The sequence below is a fragment of the Holdemania filiformis DSM 12042 genome (genome assembly GCF_000157995.1).
GTDB classification, from domain to species: Bacteria; Bacillota_I; Bacilli_A; order Erysipelotrichales; family Erysipelotrichaceae; genus Holdemania; species Holdemania filiformis.
Genome location: NZ_GG657556.1, coordinates 337,110 through 344,192 on the forward strand (window position 1 = coordinate 337,110; position 7,083 = coordinate 344,192).

Sequence of the window (7,083 nt, forward strand, 5' to 3'; positions counted from 1 at the left end):
TCTTTTTATCGTCCGCCAAACTCTGCCGGCTTTTTCCGAACTTCCGTTTTCGCGGCGCTTAAATTATGATATGATAAAGGACAGAATTCGGAGGTGACGGCGCATGCGGATCGCGAAAGTTTGGATTGAACATCCGGTTTTACAGCTCGATCAGGTGTTTTCTTATGACGCGCTGCAGCTGCCGGCTGAAAAGGGCAAGCGGGTGAGTGTCGATTTCAACGGCCGTCAGATCGTCGGGTTTGTCGATGCGGTGACGGAGGTGGATGACGGTCAGCCGGAGACCCAGGTCAACGGCCGCCCTTTGAAGCCGCTTTTGTCCGTGCTCGATGAGAACGCGCTGATCACGCCGGAATTGTTTGAGCTGGCTAAATGGATGGCGGAGGATACGCTTTCTCCGGTGATTTCCTGTTTTCAGGCGATGCTGCCGAGCAAGCTCAAGCCGAAAAGCTCGAACCAGAAAATTAAAATGGAACAGATCGCCGTGTATGTGGGCGAGCATCCGCTCTTAACGCCCCGGCAGAAGGAAGTGCTGGCCTGGCTGCGGACGGAAGGCCCGACGGTTTTGGCGAAATGGCGCAAACAGTCGCCGGCGATCACCCGCACGCTGGAAAAGCTGGGCTGCGTCCGGCTGGACAGCCGGACGGTAAAAGCGCGGGAAGAACAGGCCGATCAGGCGGAAGCCTTTCTGCCGCTGAACGCGGATCAGAAGCGGGTCGTGCAGGAAATTCAAACGAGCACCCAAGACGTGATTCTGCTTCACGGGGTGACCGGCAGCGGAAAGACGGAGGTCTATCTGCATCTGGCTCGTCAGGTGCTTGATGCGGGCCAACAGGTGTTAATTTTAGTGCCGGAAATCTCGCTGACTCCGCAGATGGTAGCGCGCGTCAAAGGCCGCTTCCAGAACGACGTGGCGATTTATCACTCCGCGCTGAACAATCAACAGAAATACGAACAATACTGCCGGGTATTTGAAAAACAGGCGTCGATTGTCGTCGGCACCCGCTCGGCGGTGTTTATGCCGTTTGACCATCTCGGCCTGATCATTCTGGATGAGGAACACGATTCCAGCTATAAGCAGGATTCCCTGCCGCAGTATCATTGCCGCGATATCGCCATTCACCGCGCGCGTCATTTCGGATGCAAGGTGATCCTGGGCAGCGCGACGCCGTCGCTGGAATCCTACGCCCGGGCGTTAAAAGGGGTGTACGGTCTGGCTGAGCTGAAGGAACGGGTCAACCGTCAGCTGCCGGTCTGCACGGTGGTCGATATGAAGAATCAGAACCGCGCGCAGTCGGGAATCCTGAGCGATGTGCTGCGCCAGAAGATCGCGGACCGGATCAAACGGGGCGAGCAGGCGATCCTGCTATTGAACCGGCGCGGATACAGTCCGCTGATCAAATGCGGCCAGTGCGGCGAAACTCTGCAGTGCCCGCATTGCGACGTGGCCCTTTCCTATCATAAATCAATTCAGAAGATGAAGTGTCATCTGTGCGGCTCGGAGTTTCCGCTGGTCACGGTCTGTCCGAAATGCGGATCGCGGACGTTTGCGGCGCCGGGCTACGGCACGCAGAAGCTGGAGGAAGAAGTCACGCGGCTGTTTCCGCAGGCTCGTGTTCTGCGCATGGACGCCGATACGACATCGCGCAAGGAAGCGCATCAGAAGCTGCTTGAACAATTCGGCCGGCATGAAGCGGATATTCTGGTCGGTACGCAGATGATCGCCAAAGGTCTGGATTTTCCGCAGGTCACGCTGGTCGGCATCCTTAACGCCGACGCCGGCACGGCCCGGCCGGACTTTCGCAGCGTGGAAATGACGTTCGATTTGATCATGCAGGCGGCCGGGCGAAGCGGCCGTTCCCAGACGCCCGGGGAGGTTGTCATCCAGGCGTTTGACCCGAACCATTTCGCGGTCGTCGCCGGCAGCCGGCAGGATTATCAAAGCTTTTTCTATCAGGAGATGCAATACCGGCATTTAGGCGGCTATCCGCCGTATACCTATCTGATCGCGCTGACCTTTTCCGACGTCCGGCCGGACCGTCCGAAGCAATCGGCGCAGGTCGTGGCGCAGGCGCTGCGGCAATCCAGTTTGTTCAAGGTGCTGGGACCGAGCGATCTGTTCAAGCTTCAGGATCGCTACCGCAGCCGTCTGGTGCTGAAAGGCAAAGACCTGGATCAGATGAAGACCGCGCTGGCGCAGGTTCTCCAGGAATACCGCAGGCAGCGCTCTCAGGCGCATTTAAGCATCGACGTCAATCCGCTGATTCTCGAGTAGCGGATTTCATTCATTCCGTTTCCACTTTAGGGAACCGCCCGCTCTGTCTCAGCCGGCGGTTTCGCAGGAAGATCAAGCATAAACAAGCAAAGGAGCAGGCTGATGAACACAACAAGAAAAAGAGCGTGGCAGGGGCTGAACGCGATCCTCAATGAAGGCCAGTATGCCAATCTGTGGCTGCGCCAGCACGGCCAGACGCTCAGTGAGGAAGAAAAACGCTGGGTGACCGCCGTGATCTACGGCGTGCTGCGCCATCGTGAACCGCTGCGCTGGCAATGGCGGGATTTAGTGCGCAACGTGCCGGAACCCAGCGTCGCGGTCTTGCTCGACATGAGCGTGTACCAGCTTTTTTACCTCGATAAAGGCGCTGAGTACGCCATCGTCAACGACGCGGTCGAACTGTGTCCGCGAAGCAAAAAAGGTCTGGTCAACGCCGTTTTGCGCCAGCTGCTGCGGCGCGGACCGAAACCGCTGCCTAAGCCGGAATCCATCGCGGATCTGGCGTTAGTGACCAGTCACCCGCAGTGGCTGCTGCAGCTGTGGAAAGCCCACTATGGCGAAGAAAAAATGCGCCGGATCGCGCTGGCAGACTTGGAAGAAGCGGCGGTCAGCGTGCGGATCAATCCGCTGAAATTAAGCCGGGAAGCGCTGGCGCAGCGGCCGGACTGGGCGCTGGAGTCCAACGGCTGGACGATCCGCACCGCGGGCAATCCGGTCAGTGATCCCTGGCTGAAGGAAGGGAAAATCGTCATTCAGGACCGTTCCAGCCAACAAGTCGCGCTGATGCTCGATCCCAAACCAAACGACACGGTTTTTGACGCCTGCAGCGCGCCGGGCACCAAGACGACGCAGCTGGCGGCGATGATGAACAACGAAGGCTCGATTCTGGCCTGCGATCTGCATGCCCATCGGTTGGCGTTAGTCGAGGAAGCGGCGCAGCGCTGCGGTGCGACGATCATTCAGACCCGGACGCTCGATGCCGCGCAGGCGGACCAGCAGCTGGCCGGGCGTCAGTTTGACCGCGTGCTGCTGGACGTACCGTGCAGCGGATTGGGTGTATTGCGGCATAAGCCGGAAATTCTGCTGCGGCTGACGCCGGACTCGCTGGACGAGATCGTCGCGCTGCAGGCTGCGATCCTGTCCCATTGCGCGCCGCTGTGCAAACCGGGCGGGACGCTGGTCTACAGCACCTGCACGCTCAACCGCAAGGAAAACGACAAGCAGGTCGCCGCGTTTTTGCTTCAGCATCCGGAATTTGAGCTGATGGCGGAACAAACGATCTTCCCGGACGAAGGCGCGCAGGATGGCTTTTATATCGCGAAAATGACCCGCCGCGATTAAAAATATGATAGAATAAAGGACGGTGATAGAATGAAAACAATTTATGATTACAGTTATTCCGGACTTGAGGAACTCGTCCTCAGCCTGGGATGGAAAAAATACCGGGCCGATCAGATTTTTCAATGGCTGTACCGCAAGCATGCGACGTCCTTCGATCAGATGACCGATTTAAGCAAGGAAATGATCGCGGCGCTGAAGGAACAGTTCTGCATCAATCCGATCCAGCTTGTTGAGAAGCAGGTGTCGCGTGACGGCACAGTCAAGTTTTTGTTTGAGCTGGGCGACGGGGCGTTGGTCGAGTGCGTCTTGATGACCTACAATTACGGCCGTTCCTTATGCGTAACCTCGCAGATCGGCTGCAACATGGGCTGCACGTTCTGCGCCAGCGGTCTGTTGAAAAAACAGCGGGATCTGACCAGCGGCGAAATGGTCGCGCAGGTCATGACCGTGCAGCTGGAGCTGGACAAGGAAGAAGACCGGATTTCGCACGTCGTCGTCATGGGCACGGGCGAACCGTTTGACAATTATGACAACGTGCTGAATTTCTGCAACACGATCAACCATGACAAGGGCCTGGCGATCGGCGCCCGCCACATCACGATTTCGACCAGCGGGCTGATTCCGAGCATCGACCGGTTTGCGGCCGAGCATAAGCAGTACAACCTGGCGATTTCGCTGCACGCCCCGACCGATGAGCTGCGCAGCCGGATCATGCCGGTCAACAAGGCTTATCCGTTAGGCCCGCTCATGGCCTGTCTGCGCCGCTATTCGGTGGAGAACAACCGCCGCCTGACGTTTGAATACATCCTGCTTCAAGGCGTCAACGACACCAACGAGATGGCGGTGAAGCTGGCTGCCCTGATCCGCGGCATGAACGCTTACGTCAATCTGATTCCCTACAATCAAGTCGATGAAAACGGCTATAAGAGTACAGATTACAAATCTGCGATGCGCTTTTACGACGTGCTGATGAAGCAGGGCGTGAAAGCGACGCTGCGCCAGGAGCACGGCAACGACATCGACGCCGCGTGCGGGCAGCTGCGCGCCAAGCATGAAAGGATGCGCGGGCAATGAAGTGCTTCGGCGCTACCGATACCGGCTTGGTCCGCGCAAACAATCAGGACAGCTATGTCATCGCCTCCAATGAGGTAGGCGATGTTTTCGCTTTGGTCTGCGACGGCATCGGCGGGGGCAATTCCGGCGACGTGGCGTCCCAGACTGCGATCCAGTATTTCAGCGAGGTGTTCAGCGCGAACAAAGGCTTTAAGGATGAAGAGGAAGCCCTGACCTGGCTGCGCTATCAGATCCGCAAGGCCAACGACACCGTGTTCACGCTTTCGACAACCCGCCGGGAATATCAGGGAATGGGCACAACCTTGGTCGGGGTGCTGCTGATCCCGCAGGGCAGCTACGTGATCAACGTCGGCGACAGCCGTGCCTACGCTTCATTTCAGGACGGCAGCTTCCGCTGCCTGACGCAGGATCACACGCTGGTTCAGGATATGGTTAACCATGGCGAGCTGAGCGAGGAAGAAATGATGAATCATCCGAAGCGGAATATGCTGACCAACGCCCTGGGCATCTGGTCCAACATCCGCATCGATCTGACGCGGATCGACGATCCGGCGGATACGTTTTTATTATGCTCCGATGGACTGCACGGCTATGTGCCCGACAGTGTGATCGCCAAGGTCATGCTCGACAGCCGCCAGACGCTGCAGGCCAAAAGCAAGCAGCTGATGAATCTGGCGTTGCTGCAGGGCGGCTACGACAACATCACGATCATCCTGATCCAGAAGGAAGCGGGGGATAAGCGATGAACAAAATGATTGCCAAGCGCTATATGGTCGTCAAGCACATCGGCCAGGGCGGAATGGCGGACGTCTATGTCGCCGTCGACACGCTGCTCAACCGGGAGGTCGCGGTAAAGGTGCTGCGCGGGGAATTAAGCAACGATCCCGTTGCGCTGCTGCGGTTTCAGCGGGAAGCCAACGCCTCCACGGCGCTTTCGCATCCCAACATCGTCGACATATACGACGTCGGCGAGGAAAACGGCTACCATTACATCGTGATGGAATACGTCCGCGGCAAGGATCTGAAGCAGCTGATCGCCCAACGCGGCGCCTTATGCAAGGAAGAAGCCGTGGCGATTATGAAGCAGTTGGTCAGCGCGGTTGCCGAAGCGCACCGCTGCAATATCATTCACCGCGATATCAAGCCGCAGAACGTACTGATCAAAGATGACGGTACGCTTAAGGTCGTTGACTTCGGCATCGCGCTGGCGCAGGACGCGCTGCAGCTGACGCAGTCGGATTCGGTCATGGGGTCGGTTCACTATCTTGCCCCGGAGGTGGCGCGCGGGGAAGCCGCAACGCGCCAGAGCGATATTTATTCCTTAGGCATTGTGTTCTACGAGCTGCTTTCCGGCGAGGTGCCATTCCATGGCGAACAGGCCGTACAGATCGCGATGAAGCACATGCGCGAGGAAATCCCCTCGATCCGCAAGCTCAATCCGCAGCTGCCCCAGGCCGTTGAAAACGTGATCCTGCGGGCGACCGCGAAAAATAAGAATTTCCGCTATCCCAGCTGTGAGGTCATGCTTCAGGATTTAACGACCTGCCTGTCCCCGCAGCGCGCTGACGAGCCGCGCGTCGTGTTCAAAACGCCGAGTGAGGGCAACAAGACGATCGCGATCGACACGGCCCGGCGCAAGGAGAGCGGTTCCGCACATCCGTCGGCTAAATCGAACAAAAAGAAAAAGAAACGGAAGAAGAAAAGCAACGCCTGGGTGGGCCTGCTGATCACCGGGTTAGTCGTCCTGTCAATCGCGGCGGTGGTCTTTATCCTCGCGCTGACCGGCAACTGGGGCGGCAAAAGCCAGCTGGTCGAAGTGCCGCCGTTGATCAACCTGACGGTCGAGCAGGCAGCTTCCACGCTCAGCGACGCCGGGCTGGAGCTGAACCGCGCGGAGATCAGCTACGCGTTAACCGACGACGTGGAGAAAGACCGGATCTATGAAAGCGATCCGGCCGCGGGCACGGCACTGACGGGCGGCAGTCAGGTGAAGATCAAGGTATCGCTGGGCCGCTATGTCGTCGTTGAAAATTACGTCGGAATGAAGATCAGCGAAGCCCGCGAAAAGCTGGAGGGTTCCAATATCCGCATTCAGACAAGCCAGGAAGCCAGCGACAGCGCGCCGGGCACGATCCTGCGACAGGAACTGCTCGATCCGCAGACCAAGATCGATCCGCAGAAAACCAATACGATCCGGTTTGTGATCGCCGCGTATCCGACCTTCCAGATCGACTGGTCGATCAAAGGCATGGACGTTTTTGAGGCCCAGTCGCTGTTGGAAAGCCAGGGTGGGGAAGTCATGCTTTCCGTGCTGGATACCAGCGGCATGAGCGAGGAAGAAGCCGCGAATCTGCCGCAGGGCGTCGTGATCAACTGTTCGCCAGGTTTCGGCACGT

The 7,083-nt window shown here is 58.0% G+C and carries 5 protein-coding genes; all 5 read left to right on the forward strand.

The genetic code is table 11. The features are described 5' to 3' along the window. The first annotated feature begins 103 nt into the window (after positions 1-103). The gene (priA, locus tag HOLDEFILI_RS07425; protein ID WP_006058941.1) at positions 104-2,272 is read left to right on the forward strand and encodes a replication restart helicase PriA; all 2,169 of its coding nucleotides are present in this window, start codon (positions 104-106) and stop codon (positions 2,270-2,272) included. Between the two features lie 102 nt (positions 2,273-2,374). Continuing rightward, positions 2,375-3,613 carry a 16S rRNA (cytosine(967)-C(5))-methyltransferase RsmB gene (gene rsmB, locus HOLDEFILI_RS07430; RefSeq protein ID WP_006058942.1) on the forward strand — a complete coding sequence of 413 codons (1,239 nt, stop codon included), beginning with the start codon at positions 2,375-2,377 and terminating at the stop codon, positions 3,611-3,613. Between the two features lie 30 nt (positions 3,614-3,643). After that, a complete protein-coding gene (rlmN, locus tag HOLDEFILI_RS07435) occupies positions 3,644-4,687 on the forward strand; it encodes a dual-specificity RNA methyltransferase RlmN (RefSeq protein WP_006058943.1) in 1,044 nt (347 codons plus the stop codon). Next, on the forward strand, positions 4,684-5,433 hold the full coding sequence (locus HOLDEFILI_RS07440) for a Stp1/IreP family PP2C-type Ser/Thr phosphatase (protein ID WP_006058944.1): 750 nt from the start codon (positions 4,684-4,686) through the stop codon (positions 5,431-5,433). Before rlmN ends, HOLDEFILI_RS07440 begins: the two co-directional genes overlap by 4 nt. Continuing rightward, on the forward strand, positions 5,430-7,083 hold a 1,654-nt coding region (gene pknB, locus HOLDEFILI_RS07445), incomplete at its 3' end, for a Stk1 family PASTA domain-containing Ser/Thr kinase (protein ID WP_006058945.1). The genes HOLDEFILI_RS07440 and pknB, both read left to right, overlap by 4 nt.

Excerpts from the sequence above, each read along its gene's own strand:
- priA (WP_006058941.1), top strand. The coding sequence starts at position 104 with ATGCGGATCGCGAAAGTTTGGATTGAACATCCGGTTTTACAGCTCGAT.
- rsmB (WP_006058942.1), top strand. The coding sequence starts at position 2,375 with ATGAACACAACAAGAAAAAGAGCGTGGCAGGGGCTGAACGCGATCCTC.
- rlmN (WP_006058943.1), top strand. The coding sequence starts at position 3,644 with ATGAAAACAATTTATGATTACAGTTATTCCGGACTTGAGGAACTCGTC.
- HOLDEFILI_RS07440 (WP_006058944.1), top strand. The coding sequence starts at position 4,684 with ATGAAGTGCTTCGGCGCTACCGATACCGGCTTGGTCCGCGCAAACAAT.